The 22,253-nt window shown below is 73.8% G+C and carries 25 protein-coding genes; 4 read left to right on the forward strand and 21 right to left on the reverse strand.

The annotated features are described in order from the left end of the window. Positions 1 to 25: 25 nt before the first annotated feature. Genes VK501_RS16660 through VK501_RS16670 form a run of 3 tightly spaced genes read right to left on the reverse strand, consistent with a single transcriptional unit; the run spans position 26 to position 3,838 of the window. Positions 26 to 1,654 (reverse strand): thiamine pyrophosphate-binding protein, encoded by a 1,629-nt coding sequence (locus tag VK501_RS16660; protein WP_324339258.1) that lies wholly within the window; start codon positions 1,652 to 1,654, stop codon positions 26 to 28. Between the two features lie 2 nt (positions 1,655 to 1,656). Further along, the gene (locus tag VK501_RS16665) at positions 1,657 to 2,574 is read right to left on the reverse strand and encodes an NAD(P)-dependent oxidoreductase (RefSeq protein ID WP_324339261.1); all 918 of its coding nucleotides are present in this window, start codon (positions 2,572 to 2,574) and stop codon (positions 1,657 to 1,659) included. A gap of 16 nt (positions 2,575 to 2,590) precedes the next feature. Then, positions 2,591 to 3,838: a tetratricopeptide repeat protein gene (locus VK501_RS16670; RefSeq protein WP_324339263.1), complete on the reverse strand. Its 1,248-nt coding sequence runs from the start codon at positions 3,836 to 3,838 to the stop codon at positions 2,591 to 2,593. Positions 3,839 to 3,879: 41 nt separating this feature from the next. Between VK501_RS16670 and VK501_RS16675 the strand changes: the two genes are divergently transcribed. After that, a complete protein-coding gene (locus VK501_RS16675) occupies positions 3,880 to 4,941 on the forward strand; it encodes a UDP-N-acetylmuramate dehydrogenase (protein ID WP_324339266.1) in 1,062 nt (353 codons plus the stop codon). A 20-nt stretch (positions 4,942 to 4,961) separates the two neighbouring features. Then, positions 4,962 to 6,620, forward strand: a complete 1,659-nt coding sequence (gene ettA, locus VK501_RS16680; RefSeq protein WP_324339268.1) for an energy-dependent translational throttle protein EttA — start codon at positions 4,962 to 4,964, stop codon at positions 6,618 to 6,620. A 93-nt stretch (positions 6,621 to 6,713) separates the two neighbouring features. Here the strand turns inward: ettA and VK501_RS16685 are convergent, their stop codons facing one another. Next, entirely contained in the window at positions 6,714 to 7,418 is a 705-nt protein-coding gene (locus VK501_RS16685; protein WP_324339270.1) for an HAD family hydrolase, read from the reverse strand. A gap of 89 nt (positions 7,419 to 7,507) precedes the next feature. Between VK501_RS16685 and VK501_RS16690 the strand changes: the two genes are divergently transcribed. Further along, positions 7,508 to 8,080 (forward strand): RNA polymerase sigma factor, encoded by a 573-nt coding sequence (locus VK501_RS16690; protein WP_324339272.1) that lies wholly within the window; start codon positions 7,508 to 7,510, stop codon positions 8,078 to 8,080. On the opposite strand, the gene VK501_RS16695 is transcribed toward VK501_RS16690, so the two are convergent. Then, positions 8,077 to 9,132 (reverse strand): M42 family metallopeptidase, encoded by a 1,056-nt coding sequence (locus tag VK501_RS16695; protein WP_324339274.1) that lies wholly within the window; start codon positions 9,130 to 9,132, stop codon positions 8,077 to 8,079. The genes VK501_RS16690 and VK501_RS16695 overlap by 4 nt on opposite strands. 189 nt (positions 9,133 to 9,321) lie before the next feature. On the opposite strand from VK501_RS16695, the gene VK501_RS16700 reads away from it, so the two are divergent. Then, complete coding sequence (locus VK501_RS16700) at positions 9,322 to 9,717, forward strand: response regulator transcription factor (protein WP_324339275.1); 396 nt, start codon at positions 9,322 to 9,324, stop codon at positions 9,715 to 9,717. 64 nt (positions 9,718 to 9,781) lie between these two features. Here VK501_RS16700 and VK501_RS16705 read toward each other — a convergent pair whose 3' ends face one another. The 16 genes from VK501_RS16705 to VK501_RS16780 form a co-directional block, all read right to left on the reverse strand. Next, positions 9,782 to 9,952, reverse strand: coding sequence for a hypothetical protein (locus tag VK501_RS16705; RefSeq protein WP_324339277.1), 171 nt, complete (start codon positions 9,950 to 9,952; stop codon positions 9,782 to 9,784). Between the two features lie 457 nt (positions 9,953 to 10,409). Beyond that, complete coding sequence (locus tag VK501_RS16710; protein ID WP_324339279.1) at positions 10,410 to 13,253, reverse strand: aconitate hydratase; 2,844 nt, start codon at positions 13,251 to 13,253, stop codon at positions 10,410 to 10,412. 14 nt (positions 13,254 to 13,267) lie between these two features. Next, positions 13,268 to 13,678: a hypothetical protein gene (locus VK501_RS16715; protein ID WP_324339281.1), complete on the reverse strand. Its 411-nt coding sequence runs from the start codon at positions 13,676 to 13,678 to the stop codon at positions 13,268 to 13,270. Then, positions 13,678 to 13,851 carry a CopG family transcriptional regulator gene (locus VK501_RS16720; RefSeq protein ID WP_324339283.1) on the reverse strand — a complete coding sequence of 58 codons (174 nt, stop codon included), beginning with the start codon at positions 13,849 to 13,851 and terminating at the stop codon, positions 13,678 to 13,680. The genes VK501_RS16715 and VK501_RS16720 overlap by 1 nt, the downstream gene beginning before the upstream one ends. 43 nt (positions 13,852 to 13,894) lie before the next feature. Next, entirely contained in the window at positions 13,895 to 14,590 is a 696-nt protein-coding gene (locus tag VK501_RS16725; RefSeq protein WP_324339285.1) for a DsbA family protein, read from the reverse strand. Then, positions 14,587 to 15,015, reverse strand: a complete 429-nt coding sequence (locus tag VK501_RS16730; RefSeq protein WP_324339288.1) for a vitamin K epoxide reductase family protein — start codon at positions 15,013 to 15,015, stop codon at positions 14,587 to 14,589. The genes VK501_RS16725 and VK501_RS16730 overlap by 4 nt, the downstream gene beginning before the upstream one ends. Beyond that, positions 15,012 to 15,821, reverse strand: a complete 810-nt coding sequence (locus tag VK501_RS16735) for a DsbA family protein (protein WP_324339290.1) — start codon at positions 15,819 to 15,821, stop codon at positions 15,012 to 15,014. The genes VK501_RS16730 and VK501_RS16735 overlap by 4 nt, the downstream gene beginning before the upstream one ends. A 76-nt stretch (positions 15,822 to 15,897) precedes the next feature. Next, the gene (locus VK501_RS16740) at positions 15,898 to 16,605 is read right to left on the reverse strand and encodes a YcnI family protein (RefSeq protein WP_324339293.1); all 708 of its coding nucleotides are present in this window, start codon (positions 16,603 to 16,605) and stop codon (positions 15,898 to 15,900) included. 44 nt (positions 16,606 to 16,649) lie between these two features. Continuing rightward, positions 16,650 to 16,895, reverse strand: a complete 246-nt coding sequence (locus tag VK501_RS16745) for a hypothetical protein (RefSeq protein WP_324339295.1) — start codon at positions 16,893 to 16,895, stop codon at positions 16,650 to 16,652. Continuing rightward, complete coding sequence (locus tag VK501_RS16750) at positions 16,892 to 18,586, reverse strand: copper resistance CopC/CopD family protein (RefSeq protein WP_324339297.1); 1,695 nt, start codon at positions 18,584 to 18,586, stop codon at positions 16,892 to 16,894. The genes VK501_RS16745 and VK501_RS16750 overlap by 4 nt, the downstream gene beginning before the upstream one ends. Further along, positions 18,583 to 19,239, reverse strand: a complete 657-nt coding sequence (locus tag VK501_RS16755; RefSeq protein ID WP_324339299.1) for a hypothetical protein — start codon at positions 19,237 to 19,239, stop codon at positions 18,583 to 18,585. Before VK501_RS16755 ends, VK501_RS16750 begins: the two co-directional genes overlap by 4 nt. Before the next feature lie 38 nt (positions 19,240 to 19,277). Then, positions 19,278 to 19,601: a hypothetical protein gene (locus tag VK501_RS16760; RefSeq protein ID WP_324339301.1), complete on the reverse strand. Its 324-nt coding sequence runs from the start codon at positions 19,599 to 19,601 to the stop codon at positions 19,278 to 19,280. 38 nt (positions 19,602 to 19,639) lie between these two features. Continuing rightward, positions 19,640 to 20,050, reverse strand: coding sequence for an ATP-binding protein (locus tag VK501_RS16765; protein ID WP_324339303.1), 411 nt, complete (start codon positions 20,048 to 20,050; stop codon positions 19,640 to 19,642). Between the two features lie 33 nt (positions 20,051 to 20,083). Next, a complete protein-coding gene (locus tag VK501_RS16770) occupies positions 20,084 to 20,503 on the reverse strand; it encodes a hypothetical protein (protein WP_324339304.1) in 420 nt (139 codons plus the stop codon). Beyond that, complete coding sequence (locus tag VK501_RS16775; protein WP_324339305.1) at positions 20,503 to 21,849, reverse strand: DUF1501 domain-containing protein; 1,347 nt, start codon at positions 21,847 to 21,849, stop codon at positions 20,503 to 20,505. The genes VK501_RS16770 and VK501_RS16775 overlap by 1 nt, the downstream gene beginning before the upstream one ends. 4 nt (positions 21,850 to 21,853) lie before the next feature. Further along, on the reverse strand, positions 21,854 to 22,253 hold a 400-nt coding region (locus VK501_RS16780; RefSeq protein ID WP_324339307.1), incomplete at its 5' end, for a DUF1800 family protein.

Genomic DNA, 22,253 nt, shown 5'->3' on the forward strand with positions numbered 1-22,253 from the left:
CCTGGCCCCGTTGTGAGGGTGGGAGTCAGCCGAGGCCGGTCAGCGGGTCGGCCCAGGATGGTGGGCCTTCGCGGTACCAGCGCGGCGAGGTCGTCGGCGGCGGCGTGAGCGCCGCCTGGGCCACGAGGAGCGTCGGCTCGGGGTCGGCGACCTGCGCGGCCAGCGCGTCGGCGAACGCGTCGCCGAGGCCGTCGACGGACTGCGCGCGGATCCCGAAGGACTCGGCGAGCATCGCGAAGTCCGGCGTCACGAGGTCGACGCCGTAGGTCTGCACGCCGCTGTGGCGCTGGTCGTAGCGCAGCATCCCATAGCCGCCGTCGTCGACCACCACCACCGTCAGCGGCAGGCGCTCCTGCTTGGCCGTCGCCAGCTCGCCGCAGGCGAAGAGGAAGCCGCCGTCGCCCGAGACCGACACCGTCGGGCCGGCCGCGGCGGCGCCGAGCGCGGCGGGGAACGCGTAGCCCAGCGTCCCCCACCCCATCGGGTACTGGAAGCGGCGGGCCGCCGCGGGCGCGTGGAGGGCCGCCAGCCAGTAGCCCGGGATGCACATGTCGGCCACGACGTGCGTCTCCGGGGGCACGGCGCGGGCGAACCCGTCGAGGAAGGCCAGCTCGTCCGGGTGCTCCTCGCGCAGGCGCGCCAGCGCGGCGGCGCGCACGGCGTCGAGGTCCACCCAGGACAGCGGCCCGGGCGGGAGCCCGGCCGCCATGGCCCGCGCACCCTGCGCCGCGTCGGCCTCCACCAGCACGTCGGGCAGGTAGTTCTTGCGCGCGTCGGCGCCGTCGACGTTGACCGCGATCAGCCGGTGCGGGCGCGGCAGCCGCCAGTTCATGGTGGACATGCCGTCGAGGTCGCTGCCGAGGGCGAGCACGACGTCGGCCTGCTCCCAGATCGCGCCCGCCTCGGGCAGGTGCGGCGGCAGGCCGATGGCCAGCGGGTGGTGGCCGACGAGGCCGCGCGCCGAGTAGGTGGTGAAGATCGGCGCGCCGAGCCGCTCGGCCAGCACGATGACCTCCGGCCCGGCGTCGACCGCGCCGCCGCCCGCCCAGATCACGGGCTTCCAGCTCTCGGCCAGCACCTCCAGCGCGCCGCTGACGTCGGGCGGGTCCTCGACGACCTCGGGCCCGAACTCGACGATGTCCCAGCGCGCCACGTCGCCCGACAACCGGTCGGTCGGGATCTCCACGAACACCGGCCGGCGCGGCACGGCGAGCGCCTCCGCCACCGCCGTCTCGATCTCGCCGGGATCGTCGAGCCGGTAGGTCCCCTTGGTAACCGGCGCGAACAGCGCGCGCTGGTCGGAGGCCTCGTGCAGCGCACCGCCGACGACGCCGCGGCGCTTGAGCGTCGTCGGGATGTCGGTGGCGATCACCACGACCGGCGACCGCGACGCCCACGCCTCCCCCGTCGCGCCGAGCGTGTTCGCCGCACCGGGACCGGTCGTCACGAGCGCGACGCCGACCTCGCCGGTGGCGCGCGCGTACCCGTCGGCCGCGTAGACCGCGGCCTGCTCGTGGCGCACGCCGACCAGCCGGATCGGCGAGCGCCGCAGCGCCTCCCAGGCCGGCAGGTTGTGCACGCCCGGCAGCCCGAAGACCACGCGGACGCCGGCGCGCTCCAGGCCGGCGACCAGCAGCTCGGCGCCGGTGCTCATGCTCAGTAGCCCTCGGCGACGACGTTGCGCAGCGGCTCGCCGCGGGCGAACCGCCCGAGCTGCTCGCCGACGAGCACCCACGCCGCGCGGTCGCCGCCCGGCGTGTCGCCGGCCACGTGCGGGCTGAGCAGCACGCCGGGGGCGCACCACAGCGGATGGTCGGCCGGGAGCGGCTCGGGATCGACGACGTCGAGCACCGCGCGCAGCCGGCCGGACTGCAGCTCGGCGAGCAAGGCGTACGTGTCGGTCGTCGCGCCGCGCCCCGCGCTGACGTACAGCGCACCGTCGCGCATCGACCTCAGCCGCTCGGCGTCGACCATCCCGCGCGTGGCGGCCGTCAGCGGCAGCAGGTTGACCACCGCATCCGCCCACGGCAGCAGCGCGCCCAGCTCGTCGAGCCCCGCAACGCCGTCGCGCGGGCGGCGCGCCACGCCGCGCACGTCGCACCCGAACGGCGCCAGCAGCCGCTCCGTCTCGCGCCCGATCGACCCGTGGCCGAGCAGCAGCACGCGCAGGCCGCGCAGGTCGGAGATGTCCAGCCGCTCCCACCGCCGCGCCGCCTGCGCCTCGGCGAACGGCCGCACGCGCTTGACGTCGGCCAGCAGCGCCGCGACCGTCCACTCGGCCATCGCCGCGTCGCGCGTGCCGCGGGCGCTGCACAGCGTGATCGAGGCGGGGATCTTGTCGACGATCCAGTCCACGCCGGCCGAGCGCAGCTGAACGACCTCGAGCGCCGGCATCTGCGCGGGATCGATCTCCACGCCCCACGCCGGCGCCGCGAACTGCACCTCGGGCGTCGGCTCGTCGACGAGCACCACGCCGGGGATCGCGCCGATCGCGCTGCGGCCGTTCCCACCGGTCACCACGCCGTAGGCCTCGCGACCGGCCTCGTCGTCGGCCAGCCAGGCGACGACGGTCATGCCGGCTCGGGCGTCGTCATGCGGCGGGGAGCACGCGCGGCTGGGCAGCGTGGAGGCGCAGGAGCAGCTCGCGGACCTCCTCGTCGTCGGGCGCGGACCGCAGGGCGCGCTCCGAGGCGGCGATCGCATCGCTCACGCGGTCGGTCCGCGCCAGCGCGTGGGCGTAGCGCGACCACGCCGCAGGGTGCTGGGGATCCAGGAGCGTCGCCTGCTCGGTGGCGGTGACCTCGCCGCCCAGGTCGCCGCCGAGGTGGTGGGCGAGCGCGAGGTCGAGCAGTCCTTCGACGCTCGGGCCCAGGCGGCGGGCCTGGCCGAGGGCGTCGAGCGCGCCCTCGCGGTCGAACAGCCGCAGCCGGAGGCGGCCGACGCGCTCCCACGCGCCGGCGTCGGCGGGGCCGAGCTGGGCGGAGCGCAGCGCGGCCTCGGCGGCCAGGTCGTAGGCGCGCATGTCCTCGTAGATGCGCGACGCGTAGCGCTGCGCCGCCGGGCGCGTCGGGTCCGCGCGCGCCCAGTCGCGCACCGCGCGGCCCGCGGCGGTCAGCTCGCCGGCCTGCCAGAAGGCCAGCGTGAGCAGGCGCAGGACCGACACGTTGGACGGCTCGGCGTCGCGGGCGTAGACCAGGCGCTTGGCGGCCAGCGGGTAGTCGCCCTCGACCATCGCGTGCTGCGCGGCGGTCATGAACCGCTGCACCCGCTCGTGGCCCGGGTCGGGCTTCGAGAAGTCCACGAACTGCAGTGACCCGGCCGGCACGGTGCGCACGCCGGGGTTGAAGCGCACGCGCGCCCACTGCTGGATGTCGTCGCCGCCGCCGGTGAAGTAGATGCCCGCGACCTCGCCGACGCCCCACTCGGGATAGGACAGGCAGCGCGCGTAGCGGTGGACGACCGAGTGGTCGGGCACGCGCGAGCCGAACGGGTCGTGCTTCTGCGTCTCCTCGGCGTGGGCTTGGCGCGCCTGTGCCTCCTCGTAGTTGCGGCGCCCGGCCTCGGCGCGCGCGGCACGGGCCGCCGCGGCGCTGACCTTGACGGCGTTGCGCGACACCTTCCCGCCGCGCGAGCCCTCCGCGAGGTTCTCGAGCTGGTCGGCGGCCTCGTTGATGGCCTTGAGGTGGCGCTCGTGCTCGAGCTGCTTGCCCGGCGGGGCGAGGTCGGGATGCCAGACCTTCGCCTGGCGACGGCGCGCGAGCTGCACGTCGCGCATCTCGAAGGGCGGCTCCAGCTCCAGGAGGAGCAAGGCCTGTTCGATGTCGAGGACCTGCGGCACGACCTTTGAGGGTATCGGCCCACCACATAGGCTCCTAGCCCTTGGATCTCTCCGGCTACACCACGCTGCGCCTGGGCGGCCCCGCCACCGAGCTGGTCGAGGCGACCGACGAGGCGGCGCTGCTGGCCGTCGTCTGCGAGCGCACGTCGGCGGGCGAGCCGCTGCTGCTGCTGGCGGGCGGCTCGAACCTCGTCGTCGCCGACGAGGGCTTCGACGGCACGGTCGTCCACGTCGCGACGCGCGGCATCGCGCGCGAGGGCGACGTGCTCCACGTGGCCGCCGGCGAGCCGTGGGACGCGTTCGTGGCGCGCTGCGTCGCCGACGGCCTCGCCGGGATCGAGTGCCTGGCCGGCATCCCCGGCTCGGTCGGCGCGACGCCGATCCAGAACGTCGGCGCCTACGGCCAGGACGTCAGCGAGACCATCGTGTCGGTCCGTGCGCTGGATCGCTCCACCGGTGTGGTCGGCGACCTGGCGCCGGAGGACTGCGGCTTCGCCTACCGCTCCAGCGCGTTCAAGCGCGAGCCCGGCCGCTGGGTGGTCCTGCGCGTGAGCTTCGCGCTCGCGCCGGGCGAGCGCTCGCGGCCCATCCGCTACGCCGAGCTGGCGCGCACGCTCGGCGTCGAGGTCGGCGAGACCGCGCCGCTGCGCGCCGTCCACGAGGCCGTGCTCGGCCTGCGCCGGGGCAAGGGCATGGTCCTGGACGCCGCCGATGCCGACACCGCCAGCGCCGGCTCGTTCTTCACCAACCCGATCCTCACGCGGCCCGAGTTCGCCGCGCTGGAAGCCCGGGTCGCCGAGCGCCTCGGACCCGCGGCCCGACCGCCCGCCTTCCCGGAGCCCGGCGGCCGGACGAAGTCGTCGGCGGCCTGGCTCATCGAGCGCGCGGGGTTCGCGCGCGGGCACGGCGACCCCGCCGGCATCGCCATCTCGACCAAGCACGTCCTCGCGCTGACCAACCGCGGCCACGGGACGACGGCCGGCCTGGTGGCGCTGGCGCACGAGATCGCCGACGGGGTGCAGGCGGCCTTCGGGGTCGCGCTGGTCCCCGAGCCGGTGTTCGTCGGGCACTCCTGGTTCGCCGGCGCGCAACCGCGCGCGTAGGCCTCCTATCCTGGAGGGACATGGCGCCCCAGTACATCTTCCAGATGCAGCGGCTCACGAAGGCCTACGGCCCCGAGAAGCCGATCCTCAACGACGTCTCGCTGTCGTTCCTCGCCGGCGCGAAGATCGGCGTGCTCGGCTACAACGGCGCCGGCAAGTCGACGCTGCTCAAGATCATGGCGGGGATCGACACCGACTTCCGCAGCGGCGAGGCGATGCTCGCCCCCGGCGCGACGGTGGGCATGCTCGAGCAGGAGCCCCAGCTCGATCCCACCAAGACCGCGCGCGAGAACGTGCTCGACGGCGTCGCCGAGACCAAGGCGCTGATGGACCGCTTCAACGAGCTGTCCATGAACTACTCCGACGAGACCGCCGACGAGTTCGCCGAGCTGCAGGCCAAGATCGACGCGGCCGACGGCTGGAACCTCGACACGACGATCGACTACGCGATGGACGCGCTGCGCTGCCCGCCGTCCGACGCCGACGTCACCACGCTCTCGGGCGGCGAGCGCCGGCGCATCGCGCTCTGCCGGCTGCTGCTCAGCGCCCCCGACCTGCTGCTCCTCGACGAGCCGACCAACCACCTCGACGCGGAGTCGGTGGGCTGGCTGGAGCGCTACCTGGCCGACTACAAGGGCGCGGTGGTCGCGGTGACCCACGATCGCTACTTCCTCGACAACGTCGCCGGCTGGATCCTCGAGCTGGACCGCGGCCGCGGCATCCCGTACGAGGGCAACTACACCTCCTGGCTGGCGCAGAAGGAGAAGCGCCTGGAGATGCAGGACCGGCGCGACCTGGCCAAGGAGCGCGTCATCAAGGCCGAGCTCGAGTGGGTGCGCAAGAACCCCAAGGGCCGCCAGACCAAGCAGAAGGCGCGCGTCTCCAACTACGAGGCCCTGGTCGCCGAAGAGAAGAACATCAAGCTCGACGACGTCCAGATCCACATCCCGGTCGCGACGCATCTCGGCAACGTCGTCGTGCAGGCCGACAGGCTCCGCAAGGGCTTCGGCGACAAGCTGCTCATCGACGACCTCGAGTTCGACCTGCCGCCGGGCGGCATCGTCGGCGTCATCGGGCCCAACGGCGCGGGCAAGACCACGCTGTTCAAGATGATCGCCGGCCAGGAGGATCCCGACGAGGGCGCCCTGCGCGTCGGCGACACGGTGCAGCTCTCCTACGTCGACCAGAGCCGCGACTCGCTGGACCCGGAGAAGTCGGTCTGGGAGGAGATCTCGGGCGGGCTGGAGCAGATCAAGGTCGGCGAGCGCGTCATGAACTCGCGCGCCTACACCTCGGGCTTCAACTTCAAGAAGGCCGAGCAGCAGAAGAAGGTCAAGATGCTGTCGGGCGGTGAGCGCAACCGCGTCCACCTGGCGAAGCTGCTGCGCACCGGCGGCAACCTGCTGCTGCTGGACGAGCCGACCAACGACCTGGACACCGACACGCTGCGCGCCCTCGAAGAGGCGCTGCTCAACTACGCCGGCTGCGCGGTGGTCATCTCCCACGATCGCTGGTTCCTGGACCGCGTCGCGACGCACGTCCTGGCGTTCGAGGGCGACTCGAAGGTCACGTGGTTCGAGGGCAACTTCGAGGCCTACGAGGAGTGGCGGCACGCGACGCTCGGCGACGAGGCCGACCGCCCGCACCGCATCACCTACAAGAAGCTGACGCGCACGTAGCGAGCGCTAGGGGAACACTGGCCCAGAGGGCCAGGTTCCCTTGCGGGTCTTCGCCCAGGGGGCGAAACCCGCGGCGGGTAGGGACCCACGCTCCTAGGCCGCTCCCAGGCCCGGGCGCGCGTCGAGCGCTGCCAGCGCGGCGGGAACCTCGCCCATGTGCGCGCACACCGCGTCGGCGCCGCGCAGCTCCGACGGCTTGTAGGGCCCGGTGGCGACCGCGATCACGTGCACCCCGTCTGCACGCGCGCACGCGATGTCGCGCGGCGTGTCGCCGATGACGACCGTGCGCTCGCGCGAGTAGGGCTCGTCGAGCGTCCCGGCGCGCGCGCGGGCCAGCGCGGGCAGCGCCGCGCGGTCCTCGTCGTCGGAGCCGTAGGCGCCCTGGCCCTTGGGGAAGTGGTGGCCGATGCCGGCGCGGTCGACCTTCAGCCGCGCGACCGGCTCGAGGTTGCCGGTCACGAGCGCGAGCTGGAGGCCGTCGCGCGCGTCGAGCGCGTCGAGCACCTTGGCGACCTGCGGCGCCAGGTGGTCGGAGAAGTCGGCGGGGCAGCGACGCGCGTACTCGACGCAGGTCACGGCGCGCACGTCGCCTACGCGGTCGTCGATCCGCTCGGCGGGCACGCCGGCCAGCGTCAGGATCGTCCGGGCGATCGCGAGGTCGGTGCGGCCCGCGGCCTCCACCTTGCCGGCCGGGATGTCGATGCCGTGCACGCGCTTCAGCGCGGCGTGCAGCGCCGCCGCGTGGTCCCGCGAGGCCTTGAGGAGCAGGGTGCCGTCGATGTCGAAGAGCAGAAGCACGCATCTAGAACGTAGACCATGCCGTCAAGCCGTCAGCGTTGCTCGTGCCTTCAAGATCTGAGAGGCTTGCGCCAGGGATGAGATCGGGGATGAGAGCGGCTAGGGATCGGCCGGAGCCGGCGCCTGCGCGAGCCACCGCGCTGGGCCGCAGCGCCGAGGACCTCGACGCCTTTCAGGAGTTCTACGTCGCGACCGTCCAGCGCCTGGTGGTCTACTTCACGCGGCGCACCCTCAACGCCGAGGTGGCGCTCGACCTGACCGGCGAGACGTTCGCCGTCGCGCTCCAGCGCCGCCAGCAGTTCCGCGGCACCACCAACGCGGAGGCCGAGGGCTGGCTCTTCGCGATCGCGCGCAGCCAGCTGTCGCACTACTGGCGCCGCGGCGTCGCCGAGCGCAAGGCGCTCGAGCAGGTCGGCATGGATCCGCCGTCGCTCGGCCAGGCCGAGCTGGAGCGCATCGAGGAGCTCGCGGGCCTGCCCGAGCTGCGCCGGCGCGTGCGCCACGCCATCTCCGGGCTCAGCCCGCAGACCGCCTACGCGGTCACGCAGCGCATCGTCGAGGAGCGGGAGTACGACGACCTCGCCGCCGAGCTCGGCGTGTCCCAAGACGTCGTGCGCGCCCGCGTGTCGCGCGGCCTGCGCGCCCTCGCCGCGACCTTCTAGCGGGCGAAGCTGACGCCGCTGGTCAGGCGCCGCGCGAACGCCGCCGCGAGCTTGGCCGCGTTGGCGACGTCGTCGAGCTGCACCATCTCCACCGGCGAGTGCATGTAGCGCAGCGGCAGGCCGATGAGGCCGGTCGGGATGCCGCCGCGGCTGACGTGGATCGCGTCGGCATCGGTGCCGGTGAAGCGGGCCGACGCCGAAAGCGTGAACGGGATCTCGTCCGCCTCGGCGGCCTCGTGCAGCAGCTCGAAGACCTTCGGGTGCATCGTCGAGCCGCGCTCGATGACCGGGCCCGAGCCGAAGGGGTGCGTGCCGTTCTCACGCTCGTCGATGCCCGGCGCGTCGGTGGCGTGCGTCACGTCGACGACCAGCGCGACGTCGGGGCGCAGCGCGTGCGCGAACGTGCGCGCGCCCCCGAAGGTGATCTCCTCCTGCACCGCGGCGACCGCGACGACGTCGCCGGCCGCGCCGCCGGCCTCGGACACGAGGCGCGCCGCCTCGTAGGCGACGTAGCAGCCGAGGCGGTTGTCCATCGCGCGCGAGATCACCCGGTCGTTGGGCAGCTCGAGCGGCTCGCCGGCGATCACCGCGACGTCGCCGATGCGCACGAGCGCCTTGGCCTCGTCGCCGTCCTTGGCGCCGATGTCGATGTGCAGGTCCTTCATCTCGGCGGCGCGCTTGCGCTCGTCCTCCTTGAGGAGGTGGATGGGCTTCTTGCCCACCACGCCGGGGATCGTGCCGCCCTGCGTGGTGAGCTCGACTCGCTGGCCGACGAGGATGACCGGGTCCCAGCCGCCGACGCCGATGAAGCTCAAGAAGCCCTTGTCGTCGATGTGCGTGACGATCAGGCCGATCTCGTCGATGTGCCCCACGATCGCGACGGTCGGGCCGTCGCCGGTGCCCTTCACGCGGGCGGTGACCGTGCCCATGAGGTCGGTCTCCACGTCGGCGAACGGCGTGCATGCCTCGGCGAAGGCCCGCGCCGGGGCGCCTTCGTAGCCCGACGGGCCGGTCGCGGTGAGCAGGCTACGCAGGACGTCGGGAAGCGGCATGGATGGGCCAGAGTACTGCCCTCGTGCACGCTGCGACGCGCCGATCCGGCGCGCGGTCCCGGGCACCACGCGTACCCTGCGTAGGCACGAAGCGCGTCACCTTCGCCGCCCCTGGCGAGTTGCACGGGTGTGGGGAGCCGTATCGACAGCGCCCACGCCGCCCGTCACCCTGCTGGTCGAGCACTTCCCATGATCCGCGTACTCGTCGTCGACGACCATCCCGTCCTGCGAGCCGGCCTCGAGGCCGTGCTGCGCGCCGAACCCGGCTTCCGCTGCGTCGGCGGCGCCGAGGACGGCGAGTCGATGTGGCGCCTGCTGCGCCGCACGCGGCCCGACGTCGTGATCCTCGACCACCGCCTCGGGGCCGAGGATGGCGTCGAGCTGTGCCGCGCGCTGCGCAGCGAGCCGGTGCCGCCGGCGATCCTGCTCTACACGGCCGATCCGGGACCGGCGCTGGAACGCGAGGCGCTGGCCGCCGGCGCGTCCGGCCTCGTCGACAAGGCCGTCGACGTCGACGTCCTCTTCGACGCGATCCGCGTCGCCGGGCGCGGCCCGGGGTCGTCCGAGGCGGCCCAGGTGGCGTGAGGCGGCGCGGGCGGTGCCCGGGCGGGCGTGGCGGACGGGAAAGCGAGCGGCGCGCAGGCGACGGTCAGGCGGCGGGTCGCCGGCGAAGCGTCAGGACGCGCCGCAATTCGGCGGCAATCGCCGCCGGCTCGGCGCGCAGCCGCTGCCACGTGTAGCGCAAGGTCTGGAAGTCCTGCGCCGCCAGCACGCTGTCACGACGGCGGTCCGTCTGGAAGTTGCGCGCCGTCCCGTGCACCTGGCGCGGAGACGCGAGGGTGCCCGACCGCGTAGACGCCGGCGAAGAGCCGATGCAGCCGGCCGCTCTCGGCGCGCTCCTGCGCGGCGCGGCCGCTCAGTCCCGCATCGCGGATCTGCCCGAGTGCGACGACGCCCTCCTGCGCTGCGGCACGCTCGGCGAGCGCCAGATCGATCGCCGGCGGGGCCGGCCGTCGCGGTTCTGGTTCGTGCGTCTGGCCCACCCGACGACCTTGTCGCAACCCGCGAGACACGGGGCGCGCGCACCGTCACGATCCGGCGGAGGTTTCGTGCCGACATCGTCGACGCCCCGCGCAAGTCCTCCCCAGGGTCGGTGGGCCCGTTCACCGCGGTCACACCGCGCCCAACAGGCCCACCCGTCGAGCACCGACCGACCCGCAGCACCGTAGGCCCGTTCACCGCGGTCACACCGCGCTCAACAGGCCCACCCCGCCCCGCTACGCCGCCTCGGCCGCCAGCTGCCGCAGCACGTAACGCAGGATCCCGCCGTGGCGGAAGTAGTCCGCCTCCTTGGGCGTGTCGATCCGGACGCGGGCGGAGAAGGAGATGTCGCCGGCGCGGACCTGCACCGCGCGGGGCAGCTCGCCGGCGTTCATCGGCTCGGCCAGCCCAGTGATGGTGAACTCCTCCTCGCCGGTCAGGCCCAATGAGGCGGCCGACTCGCCCTCGGGGTACTGCAGCGGCAGCACGCCCATGCCGACGAGGTTGGAGCGGTGGATGCGCTCGAAGCTCTCGGCGATCACCGCGCGGACGCCGAGCAGGTTGGTGCCCTTGGCGGCCCAGTCGCGCGACGAGCCCGAGCCGTACTCCTGACCGCCGAGCACGACGAGCGGGACGCCGTCGGCGATGTAGCGCTGCGACGCGTCGAAGATCGAGGTCTGCTCGACCTCGCCCGACCCACCCAGGTGCCGCGTCACCCCGCCTTCGGTGCCTGGCGCCAGCTGGTTGCGCAGGCGGATGTTCGCGAACGTGCCGCGGATCATCACCTCGTGGTTGCCTCGTCGCGACCCGTAGGAGTTGAACTCCCGGGGCTCGACGCCACGCGACTGCAGGTACGCGCCGGCGGGCCCGTCCTTCTTGATCGCGCCGGCCGGCGAGATGTGGTCGGTGGTCACCGAGTCTCCGAGCTTGGCCAGCACGCGCGCGTTCTCGATGTCGGTCACCGGCGACGGCTCGGGATCCATGCCGTCGAAGTAGGGCGCCTTGGCGATGTAGGTGGAGCGCTCGTCCCACGCGTACCGGTCGCCGCTGGGCACCTCGAGGCCGCGCCAGTTCTCGTCGCCCTCGAACACCTCGCCGTAGGACTTGCGGAACATGTCGGACTGCACGGCCTCCTCGACCGTGCGGGCGATCTCGGCGGTCGAGGGCCAGATGTCCTTCAGGTAGACCCCGGCGCCGTCGGCGTCGAGGCCGAGCGGCTCGTTGATCAGGTCGATGTCCATGGTCCCGGCGATCGCGTAGGCCACGACGAGCGGCGGCGACGCCAGGTAGTTCATCTTGACGTCGGGGTTGATGCGCCCCTCGAAGTTGCGGTTGCCCGAGAGCACCGACGCGACCGCGAGGTCGGCGTCGTTGACGGCCTGGGAGATCTCGTCGGGCAGCGGGCCGCTGTTGCCGATGCAGGTGGTGCAGCCGTAGCCGACCAGGTTGAAGCCGAGCGCCTCGAGGTCACCGGTCAGCCCGGCGCGCTCGTAGTACTCGGTGACGACCTTCGAGCCCGGCGCCAGCGACGTCTTGACCCACGGCGCGCGCGTCAGGCCGCGGGCGACCGCGTTGCGCGCCAGCAGGCCGGCGGCGAGCATGACGGACGGGTTGGAGGTGTTGGTACACGAGGTGATCGCCGCGATGACGACGTGGCCGTGGTCGACGTCGAACGTCTCGCCGTCCATCTCGACCTTGACCGAGCTCGCCGACCGCTCGGCGATCACCGTGCCGGCCGCGACGGCCGGGGCCGGCTCCGGCTCGTGCGGGTCGGGCTCGTGGCCGGGCGCCCCGTTGGCCGGCGGGTCGGACGCCGGGAACGTCTCGGCGATCGCCTCGTCGTGGCCGTGGGCGACGTCCTGGCCATGGTCCTCGCCGAGCAGCTCGCCCAGCGCCGAGCGGAAGCCCTCCTTGGCGCCCGACAACGCGATGCGGTCCTGCGGGCGCTTGGGGCCGGCCAGCGACGGCTCGACCGTCGACAGGTCCAGCTCGACGACGTCGGAGTAGGTGGGCTCCTCGGCGTGCTCGTCGTGCCAGAGGCCCTGGGTCTTGGCGTAGGCCTCGACGAGATCGATGAGCTCCTTCGGGCGACCGGTGAACGCCAGGTAGCGCAGCGTCTCGGCGTCGATCGGGAAGATCGCGCAGGTCGAGCCGAACTCGGGGCTCATGTTGCCGATCGTCGCGCGGTCGGCCAGCGGCAAGGCCGTCACGCCGGGGCCGAAGAACTCCACGAACTTGCCGACGACGCCCTTCTTGCGCAGGATCTCGGTGACCGTGAGCACGAGGTCGGTGGCGGTCGCGCCCTCGGGCAGCTCGCCGTGCAGCTTGAAGCCGATGACCTGCGGGATGAGCATCGACATCGGCTGGCCGAGCATCGCGGCCTCGGCCTCGATGCCGCCGACGCCCCAGCCCAGCACGCCCAGGCCGTTGATCATCGTTGTGTGCGAGTCGGTGCCGACCAGCGTGTCCGGGTAGGCGCGCCGGGTCTTGTCGTCGACGAAGACGACGCGGGCCAGGTACTCCAGGTTGACCTGGTGGACGATGCCGGTGTCCGGCGGGACGACCTTGAACGTCTCGAACGCGTCCTGGCCCCACTTGAGGAACTCGTAGCGCTCGCGGTTGCGCTCGAACTCGCGCTCGGCGTTGAACGCGAACGCGGTGCGGGTGCCGAACTCGTCGACCTGGACGGAGTGGTCGATGACCAGCTCGGCGGGAACCAGCGGTTCGATCTTGGCGGGGTCGCCGCCGAGGTCGGCCATGGCGTCGCGCATCGCGGCGAGGTCGACGACGGCCGGCACGCCGGTGAAGTCCTGCATGACCACGCGCGCGGGCGTGAAGGCGATCTCCTTGCTGGGATCGGCCTTGGCGTCCCACGTCGCGAGCGCCTCGATGTCGGCCGCGTCGACCGCGCCGTTGCCCTCGGTGCGCAGGAGGTTCTCGAGCAGGATCTTCAGGGAGAACGGGAGGCGCGCGACGTCGAAGCGCGACTGCAGCGCCTCGAGCCGGAAGATCTCGACCTCACGGTCGCCGACCTTGAGCGTGCCGCGGGAGTCGAAGCTGTCCGGGTGATCGGAATGCATGTTGGGGTCCTATCTCAGCGGTCGGCGGGGAGCACCACGAAGGCCTCCCCGTCCGGCGTGGTCAATGTTCGGAACTGCTCGTCGAAGGTGGCGATGCGGCGGGTGTTGACGCGCGCTGCGAGCGCGACGAGCGACGCGGTGGTCAGCCCGACTTCGGGATGGCGCTGGCCGATGGCGAGCGTCTCCTTCAGCGCGTCGGCCCACCAGCGCACGGCGTACGCGCCGCGCTCGAAGTCGCGGCGGACCGCGCTGCGGGCCTCGTCGCCGGCCGCGTCGGCGATCGCGCGGTCGATGTCGGCGACCGCCAGCGGCGAGGTCACCAGATCCTCGTCGAGCGTCGCGACGAGCGCGACGGCGTCCGGGTGGCGCGGGTGGCGCCGCCGGGCGAGGGCGAGGACGAAGTCGGGGTCGACGATGACCGCCATCAGCGGCGGTCCTCGAAGCCGACGGCCTCGGGCCGCGTGCGCTGCGGGCGCTGGACGGCGGCCGCCAGCGTCCGGCGGATGAACTCCGCCTTCGTGATGCCCTCGTCGGCCGCGCGACGGGCGAGCCCGTGGTCGAGCTCTTCGTCGAGGTAGATGCTGGTCTTCTTCAGCACGGCGCGACGTAGGGTAGCACCCTACGTAGGGTCCGTGGGCGGTTCAGATGTGCTCGAGCAGCGCGGCGTCCAGCGCCTGGCCGAGCTGCTGTGGGCTGACCACGCCGTCGGTGAAGACGTGCAGATCGCCGTCGTCGGAGCCGATCAGCAGCGTCGGCGTCGCCGTGACGCCGTAGCGGCTCTGCATGGACTTGACGGCGCCGAGCTCCTCGGCGACGCGCGACCCGTGCCGGTCGACCATCACCTGGTCGACGTCGAGCCCGTCGACGCCCCCGAGGACGTCGCGCAGGAACTGGTCGGTGACGTACCCGCTGTTCTCGGCGCCCTGCACGTCGTAGAAGCGCGCCGACGCGTCCCACATGCGGTTCTGCTGGCCGGCGCCGAGCAGCGCCCGCGCCGCGCGGGTGGAGTCCTTGCCGAGGAAGTCGACGAGCCGCAGCTCCATGCGGACCTTGCCGGTCCGCACGTACTTCTGGACGATCGCCGGCCACGTCTTGACGGCGAACTCGCGGCAGAACGGGCACTGCGCGTCGGCGAACTCCACGAGCAGGACCGGCGCGCGCGGGTCGCCGAGCACGAGCCCGTTCTGCGGGATCCCGCGCACGATGCTGGTGACGTCGCGCGCCGCCGGCGTGCGCCGCTGCGGGTCGGCGCCGCCGCTGGAGATCGCGATCGCCACAGCGACGATCGCCGCCGCCCCGCCGAACAGGGTCGCGAGCACGGCGAGCCGCCGGGTCATGCGAGGGAGCGCGGCGCCGGCACGCCGGTCAGCACGCGCCAGGTGCAGACGACCGCCAGGCCGGTCATCAGGATCGCGCTGGCGACGCACCACTGGCAGATCGCGTCGATCGTGAACAGCTCGCGGTAGGTCAGATACGCCGAGAAGCCGAAGCCGACGAGCGCGACGAGGGCCGCCAGCATCCGCGCCGCCTCGGAGCGCACGAGCAGGGTCAGGAAGATCGTCACGTAGCCGATGAGCCCCAGCAGCGCGACCGGCACGCCGGCCAGCTCGGCGTACTTCGAGGTCTGCACCTTGTGGCAGCCGTGGGCGATGTTGCACACCGGCTCGATGCCGGCGTAGTGCACGTACACGAGGTAGCCCGCCACGCCGATCCCGAGCACGGTGAGCACGAGGCCGGTGGTGCGCAGCGCGCGGTCGCTCACGTGCCGCTCTGGGCCAAGACCGCGTCGACCAGCTTGCCGACGCCCGCGGCGGTCGGCGCGTTCTCGGTGTCCTTCTTCAAGGTGCCGCCGGTCGGGCCGACCAGGATCGTCGGGGTGCTGTCGACGCCGTAGCGGCTGGCCAGGGTCTTGGCGGCGCCGAGCTCGGACGAGACGGCCGACGAGCCGGCGTCCGCGACGGCCTTGGCCGGATCCGCCCCGGCGGCCTTCAGGACCTGGGTGAGGAAGGCGTCGGTCACGTAGCCCGAGTTCTCCTGGCCCTGGTTGCGGTAGAAGATGTCGGAGGCGTCCCAGAGCTTGTCCTGCAGGCCGGCGGCCTCGATCACGCGCGCGGCGGTCAGCGAGTCGGGGCCGATGAACGTGAGGTAGCGCAGCTCCATCTTCGCCTTGCCGGTGCGCACGTAGTTCTTGATCAGCGCCGGCATCTCGTTCAAGGTGTAGTCCTTGCAGAACGGGCACTGCGGATCGGCGAACTCGACGATCGTGGCCGGGGCCTTGGCGTCGCCCAGCGTGATGCCGGTCTGCGGGATGCCGCCGAGCAGCGCCTTCGTCTCCGCGACGCCCTGCAGGCTGCCGCCCGACGCGGCGTTGCCGCTCTTCTTGGAGCCCCCGCTCGAGACGGCCACGGCGATGATCACGACGACCGCCGCGGCGGCCAGCAGGCCGCCGAGCTGGAGGAGCCGCCGGCGCCGCGCGTCGCCGGCCGCGACCGCGCGCTCGCGCTCGATCCGTTCCGCGCGCGCCGCCTCGCGACGCTCGCGCTTGCTGGGGGGATTCTCCTGGGACATGGTCGGGCTCCCGAAGTCTAGGTGGGCAGGCCCCGCGCCGGGATCCTTGCGGACACCGGCGCGGGACCGGACGTGGTCAGCCGCGCTTGCGCGAGGCGGCCAGCGCGCCGCCGCCGGCCAGCAGGCCGAGGGCGCCGACGATCAGCGCGATCACGCCGAGGGTGCTGGAGTCCCCGTCGCTCGTCGTGGTCGCGGCGACGGGCGCGGGCGCCGAGGTGGCCTCGGTCGTCGCGGTACCGGTCCCGCCCGACGGCGCGGCCCCGTGGGGGTCGGCCGCCGCGATGACGTCGAGCTGCGGCGCCGGGTGGTCGGCGTCGGGCGCCCCGATCCAGCGCACGACCGAGCCGTCGCTGTAGGTCTGCAGCGCCTTGAACGTCAGCGTGTCGCCGGCCTTGCCCGGGACCTGCACCGACAGCGGGAAGTCGTGGAACTGCCCGGGCGCGATGCCCGCCGACGTCGCCTTCGCGGTCCAGGTGATCGTCTTGACGCCCTCGGTCACCTCGCCGTCGTCGGTCTTGACCGGCGTGGCGAGCTTCTCCTTGGCGACCTTGGTGCTCCAGCCCGCCACCGGCTGGTAGCTGACCGAGGCGAACCCCTCGGGGAACTGCACCTCGACCTTCGTGGTCGTCGCGCCGTCGGTCTCGTTGGGGACGCGGACGTTCTCGACGACGAAGCCGCCTGCGGGCACCTGCTTGGGCTGGAGGGTGACGTGCGCGTCGGCGGCGGCCGGGAGGGCCAGGACGCCGGCGGCGATGCTCGTGGCCAGGGTGATGCGCTGCTTCATGATGATGTCCTTGGTGTGTCGTTGACGTAGGAGTCCTGCTTGGGTCACGGCGTCAACGGCCGCGGTGGAGGACGGGAGGCGATCGCGGCGCCCACGAGGCGCCCGCCGCGGGGCGCAGACGCCCACGGGCGCCGGGGCGCGCGCGGGGACGTGCGCACCGCGGCGCGGCGGGGGCGCGGACGGATGGCCGCCTGGGCGCGGGCCAGCGTCTGCTCGCCCGGGTAGCGGCCGAGCAGCAGCGTGCCGACCAGCACCGCCAGCGGCAGGAGCGAGAGGAGCACGGCGCTCATCGCACGGGCACCGCGAAGGTGGTCGTGTACTCGTCGAAGTCCGAGACGCGGTCGGTCACCCGCAGGCGCCAGTGGCCGGCCGGCGCCAGCACCATCGCGTCGGCGACGTAGTGGCCGGGGCCGGCGCGGTGCACCGTCGCCATCAGCGGCCCGATGCCCTTGTCCGGCAGCGACGCGTCGACCGTCAGCTCCTTGGTGCCCGCGAACGGCGCGCCGTCGGAGGCCCGGAAGAGGTAGAGGTGGACGGCGTTGGCGCCGGTGCGCGCGGGGTCGACGGTCAGCTCCACCTGGAGCGGACCGGTGCGGGCCGAGTGCGAGAACGGCCCGGCCGAGAGCGCCGACGGCGGCGCGTAGGACACGAGCGCCGCGGTGACGCCGAGCGCCACGACGACGAGCGCGACCTCGGCACGCAGCGTGCTGCGCAGCAGGCGGCCCGCCACACCCGGGGCGGCGCCCTCGCGCGCGAGCGCGCGCAGGCGCGGGATGCTTCGCTGCCGGTTGACCGCCCCGAGGCCGACGAGCGCGGCCACGAGCACGACCTTGATCAGCACCGCCCGGCCGAACGCCGTGTGCAGGAGGTCGTCGAAGGCCCGCAGGTGGACGATCGACTGCGCCACGCCGGTGGCCAGCAGCGTGGCGACCGCGGCGAGCGCGACCGTGGAGAAGCGCGACACCACGCCGCCGAGCAGGACGGAGCGGGCGGCCGGCGGCACGGCGCGCGTGGCCGCGGGCACGGCGACGAGCAGCACGACGAGCCCACCGATCCACGCGCTCATCGCGACGACGTGCGCGACGTCGAGCGGGGCGAGCAGCGCGACGGGGTGCTGCGTGGTGGCGTGGCCGCCCAGCGCCGGGGTGATCGCCAAGAGCGCGGCGGGCAGCGCCCAGGCCAGCGGCCGCCGAGGGCCGAACGTCGCCAGCACGGCGCCGAGGACCGCGAGGTCGGCCAGGCGCAGGCCCCAGACCGTGCCGAAGCGCGTGCCGAGCACCTCGCGCACGGTGCCGGGGTCCAGCGCACTCCAGAACGACGTGCCGGCCGCGGTCGCGCCCTGCAGGACGATCCCCGCCGCGCCGGCGACGAGCCCGATCCCGAGGCCGGCGATCAGCAGCTTGCCGCTGCGGCGCGCGAACGCCGTGCCGGCGGCGTCCGGCGCCCCCGCGGCCGCGGCGCCGGGACCCCACGCCAGCAGCCCGAAGAGCAGCGTGCCGAGCAGGAGCGCGATCGCCAGGTAGTCCGCGCCCCGCGCGACGCCGAAGGCGACCTCGGTCACCCGGCCCGCCGACGAGCCGCCGAGCAGGTCGCCCACGGTCTGCGCGGGCGCGGCGCCCGCCTTCCCGATCGAGAACACGAACCCGCCCGACACGGGATGGCTGTCGGCCGAGATGACGCGGTAGGTCGCGGTGAACGTCCCCGGCGCCAGCCGTGGCTTCAGCCCGACCGCCAGCAGCGCGCCGCGACCACCGGGATGGACGACGTGGCCGTCGTCGACCCGCTCGCCGCGGGCGTCGAAGAGGCGCACCGCGCCAAAGTTGCCCTCGACGGGCTCGTCGAAGCGCAGCACGACCTGCGCCGGCTGGGTGCGCGCGACGGCGCCGCGCGCGGGCGTCGACGCCTCCAGCGTGGCGTGCGCCAGCGCGCTCGCGGGCAGCGCGAGCAGCAGCGCGAGGGTGATGAGGAGACCGCGCCTCACCACGCCTCGGCGGGCCCGCGGCGCCGGCGGCGCGTCACGAGCACCGCGACGCCGCCGAGGAGCACCAGCACCGCGAACGCGACGATCGCCCCGACCGGCGCGCCGCCGCCCTTGGGGGGCGCCCACCACAGCGTCCCGAGGATCCGGCCCTCCTGCGTGCCGATCCGGATCGGGATCGCGTAGTCGAACACCTTCGTCCGCTTCGCCTTGTCCTTGACGATCGCCGGCGTGTCCTTGGCCATGTAGTGCATGCGGTGGTCGTGCCACTCGAAGACGCCGGTCTTGTCGAGCACGTGCCAGTCCGGAACCGCCTTGGCCGAGGCGGTCTTGGGAACGGTCACCGCCCCGTAGCGGTCGGTGTTGAGGTAGTAGGCCGGCGAGTTGTGGTTGACCTGCACCGTGCCGTCGGGCGCCAGCCGTGCGTACGGCTCCCGGTCGTAGCCCTGCACGAGGACGGTCGTCGTGCTGCGGTTGGTCAGCTGGAAGCGGTCGTCGCCGCTCAGGACCTGCAGCGCGAGGCCGGGGACCTTCGGCTGCAGCGCCCGGACGACCGACTTCATGTTCGGGTTGCCCTGGTGGGCCAGGGCGGCGGTGGAGGCGGCGATCGCCAGCAGCCCGGTGAGGGTGGCGGCGACGGCCAGGGGGCGGCGCATGGCGCACCTCCGGTTGTTCTAGGGGTTGACGGGGGCGGTTAGGCGACCGTCAACGGGGGCCCGCGCTCGGCGAGCGCCGAGGCGAGCAGGCGCCCGCCGCGCACCACGACGGCGCGGGGCCGGCGGCGGGGCAGCGGCGCGGAGACCGGGCGATCCCGGCGGGGGGTGGCGCGGCGAGCGACGAGGCGCTCGAGCTGCTCCTCGCCGAGGTAGCGACCGGCCACCAGCGGCAGCAGCAGGACCAGCGCCGGGGAGAGCAGCAGCAGCCCGGTGTCGAGGCCGGTGACCGACTCCGCGGCCGCGACGACGATGCCCAGGAGGGCGACGGCCAGCAGCGGACGGAGGTCCCGGGACGCGGGCATCGCGCGCAAGCCTACGCGCTCAGGCGCGTCCGTGTGGATCAGTCGCGTTCGAAGCGACCGCTGCGGCGGTCGACCTCGAACCACACGCGGCAGCCCCGCGCGGTGCGCTCGACGCCCCAGCGCGACGCGAGCTTGTCGACCAGGCGCAGGCCGAAGCCCGCCGTCTCGTGGCGGATCTCGGGATCGAAGCCCGGCCCGTGGTCGGCGACCTCGACGCGCACGTGGTCCTGGCTCAGCCGGGCGTGGAACACGATCCGCTCGGTCGGATGCGCGGCACCCGCGTGGCGCACCGCGTTGCCCACGAGCTCCGAGGTCAGCAGCGAGACCGTGTGGTCGAGGTCGGCGTTCAGGCCCCGGTCGCGCATCGCGTGGCGCGCCGTGCGCACGGCCTCGGGGACCGGTGCGAAGGCCAGGAGGATGTCGGTGCTGGGGCTGGTGGCGGAGGCCATGGGACGCGCGCGGCTCGGGATACAGACCAAGGGTCACCGCTCGACCCTCCGCTCAACCCCCCGGTGGGTCCGTGGTCCTCTGCCCGACGACGAGGAGACGACGCGTAGCGTGGCGCGCATGCCGCGCTGCGCGTGGTCGGCCACCGTGCACACGAGCTGGTAGCGGCCGGGCGTGCGGAGCGCTACGCGCAGGATTCCGGTGCCGCCGGGCTTGACCGGCGCCAGCGTCGCGAGCGTCCGACCCGACCGGCGCACGACGAGGTCGTGGACGTCCTCGCCCAGGTTGCGGAGGTTGAGCTTGAGCCGCCCGGCCCGCACGCGGGGGCGGTAGACGGCGAGGGAGAACTCCCGTGCGCCGACGCCGACCGCGCGCACCGGATCGGCGGCCGCCGTCGCGACGAGCGCGGGCGGCCGCGCTGACACGGGCGCCGGTGGCATCTCGGGCACGAGCATCAGCCGCGCACCAGCGCGACCTGGCCGAACTGCGCCGCGCCCGGGATGACCTCGGCCGGATCGGTGCCCAGCCACTGCCCGAGCAGGCTGCCGTAGACCCGGCGGAAGTCCACGGTCACCTTGAGGTTCTTCTCGCGGTCCAGGTCGGTGAGCGAGGGGTACTCGGTCAGGATCCCGCCGAGCGCGCGCGGGCCCTGGACCCAGGCCACGCCACCGGGGCCGTGGTCGGTGCCGCCGGAGCGGTTGGCGGTCGGGCGGCGGCCGAACTCCGACCAGACGAAGGTCAGCACGCGGTCGGCGATGCCGCGGGCCTCGAGGTCGGACTGGAACGTGGCGAGCGCCTCGCCGGCGGCGCCGAGGTCGCGGTCCAGCGTCTGGGCCTGGCCCTCGTGGGTGTCGAACGCGCCGTCGGCGTCGACCGTCGCAACTCGGATGCCCAGCGGCTGGGCGAGCAGGCCGGCGAGGACCTTCAACCGGTCGGCCGTGTCGTTGCCCTCCGGGTAGGTGACCGGCGCGGCGAGCGGGTCGGCGTCCTTGGTCTTGCGCAGCGGCGCGAGGCGATCCGAGACGGTGTGGGCCAGCCGTGCCGCGCGTGCGGCGGCTGCCGGACCGGCGGCGTGCGGCGTCGACTCAGACAGCGCGGCGTAGGCCTTCACCGCGGCGTCGCCCCAGTCGCCCCACACGCTCCACATGGCCAGCTGCGCGTCGCCGGCATCGGAGACCGAGGCCACCGGCGCCTTGACCGCGCGCAGCGTCGGCGACAGGCCGTAGCCCGCGCTCAGGCCCTGCAGCGGGTTGTCGCCGCTGCCGTGGCGGTCCAGCCAGCGCCCGAGCCAGCCCGAGACCGACTGCTGGGAGACCATGCCCGTCTCCCAGAACGCGCGCGACGCGAAGTGCGACAGGTTGGGGTTGGCGTAGTCGATGCCCGGCAGGAAGCCGATCTGCCCGCGGTCGAACAGGCCTCGCAGCCCGCCGCCCGGCCCGCGCGCCAGCGACGGGTGCAGGCCCAGCGACGTGCCCTTCAGCGCCAGCGGCGCGGCCGGCGCCACCGCGCCGCGCAGGTCGCGGAGCACCCCTTCCTGGTCCAGTGGCACCAGCGTGTCGAGGAGGTCCAGGCCGCCGGGCAGGAAGACGGAGACGAGCACGGGCGCGTCCGGGGCGGCCGCCGCCTCGGCCGCGGCCGCGTCGAGCATGTGCCCGGTCGGCAGCGTACGACCGGCGTAGACCGTCACCCCCGCGCCGATCCCCCAGCGCAGCAGCTGGCGCCGCGTGAGCACGTCGTTGCGCGCCGCCTCGCCGGCACGGTGGAAGTCTTGGCAGGCGCGATGGGCGCGGAGGCGGGGCATCGGGTTAATGGAGTTGGGCGTCGGGGGCGGAGAGCAGGAGGTGGCGCATCGCGCGCTGGGTCATGTCGGCCGCGACCTGGCGCTGCCACTCCTTGCCGGCCATGGCGTCGTAGCCGCGCGCGAGCGCCAGCAGGCCCTTGCGCGCCCTCGGCGAGATCCACGGCTGCCCGGTTGCCTCCAGCGCACGGCGCAGATGCTCGTCGGGCTTCATATCGACAGGTGTGGCGCCGTCCTCGACCTTCAGGCCCGGCTGCTGGAGCGCGACGTTCGCGGCGACGAACCGCATCCGCATGCCGTTGGACGACATCCACGCCGGCCCCCACTCCCAGCCGGCGACCGATGGCGGCCCGAAGAGCCGCTGCCCCATGCCGGAGGTCACCCATGTCCAGTCCTCGGTCTTGACG

The sequence above is a fragment of the Baekduia sp. genome (genome assembly GCF_035318805.1).
Taxonomy (GTDB): domain Bacteria; phylum Actinomycetota; class Thermoleophilia; order Solirubrobacterales; family Solirubrobacteraceae; genus Baekduia.

Bases quoted from the DNA above. Each gene is read 5' to 3' on its own strand.
- VK501_RS16660 (WP_324339258.1), bottom strand. From the start codon at position 1,654: ATGAGCACCGGCGCCGAGCTGCTGGTCGCCGGCCTGGAGCGCGCCGGC.
- VK501_RS16665 (WP_324339261.1), bottom strand. From the start codon at position 2,574: ATGACCGTCGTCGCCTGGCTGGCCGACGACGAGGCCGGTCGCGAGGCC.
- ettA (WP_324339268.1), top strand. From the start codon at position 4,962: ATGGCGCCCCAGTACATCTTCCAGATGCAGCGGCTCACGAAGGCCTAC.
- VK501_RS16690 (WP_324339272.1), top strand. From the start codon at position 7,508: ATGAGAGCGGCTAGGGATCGGCCGGAGCCGGCGCCTGCGCGAGCCACC.
- VK501_RS16695 (WP_324339274.1), bottom strand. From the start codon at position 9,132: ATGCCGCTTCCCGACGTCCTGCGTAGCCTGCTCACCGCGACCGGCCCG.
- VK501_RS16700 (WP_324339275.1), top strand. From the start codon at position 9,322: ATGATCCGCGTACTCGTCGTCGACGACCATCCCGTCCTGCGAGCCGGC.
- VK501_RS16710 (WP_324339279.1), bottom strand. From the start codon at position 13,253: ATGCATTCCGATCACCCGGACAGCTTCGACTCCCGCGGCACGCTCAAG.
- VK501_RS16715 (WP_324339281.1), bottom strand. From the start codon at position 13,678: ATGGCGGTCATCGTCGACCCCGACTTCGTCCTCGCCCTCGCCCGGCGG.
- VK501_RS16725 (WP_324339285.1), bottom strand. From the start codon at position 14,590: ATGACCCGGCGGCTCGCCGTGCTCGCGACCCTGTTCGGCGGGGCGGCG.
- VK501_RS16735 (WP_324339290.1), bottom strand. From the start codon at position 15,821: ATGTCCCAGGAGAATCCCCCCAGCAAGCGCGAGCGTCGCGAGGCGGCG.
- VK501_RS16740 (WP_324339293.1), bottom strand. From the start codon at position 16,605: ATGAAGCAGCGCATCACCCTGGCCACGAGCATCGCCGCCGGCGTCCTG.
- VK501_RS16745 (WP_324339295.1), bottom strand. From the start codon at position 16,895: ATGAGCGCCGTGCTCCTCTCGCTCCTGCCGCTGGCGGTGCTGGTCGGC.
- VK501_RS16755 (WP_324339299.1), bottom strand. From the start codon at position 19,239: ATGCGCCGCCCCCTGGCCGTCGCCGCCACCCTCACCGGGCTGCTGGCG.
- VK501_RS16760 (WP_324339301.1), bottom strand. From the start codon at position 19,601: ATGCCCGCGTCCCGGGACCTCCGTCCGCTGCTGGCCGTCGCCCTCCTG.
- VK501_RS16765 (WP_324339303.1), bottom strand. From the start codon at position 20,050: ATGGCCTCCGCCACCAGCCCCAGCACCGACATCCTCCTGGCCTTCGCA.
- VK501_RS16770 (WP_324339304.1), bottom strand. From the start codon at position 20,503: ATGCTCGTGCCCGAGATGCCACCGGCGCCCGTGTCAGCGCGGCCGCCC.
- VK501_RS16775 (WP_324339305.1), bottom strand. From the start codon at position 21,849: ATGCCCCGCCTCCGCGCCCATCGCGCCTGCCAAGACTTCCACCGTGCC.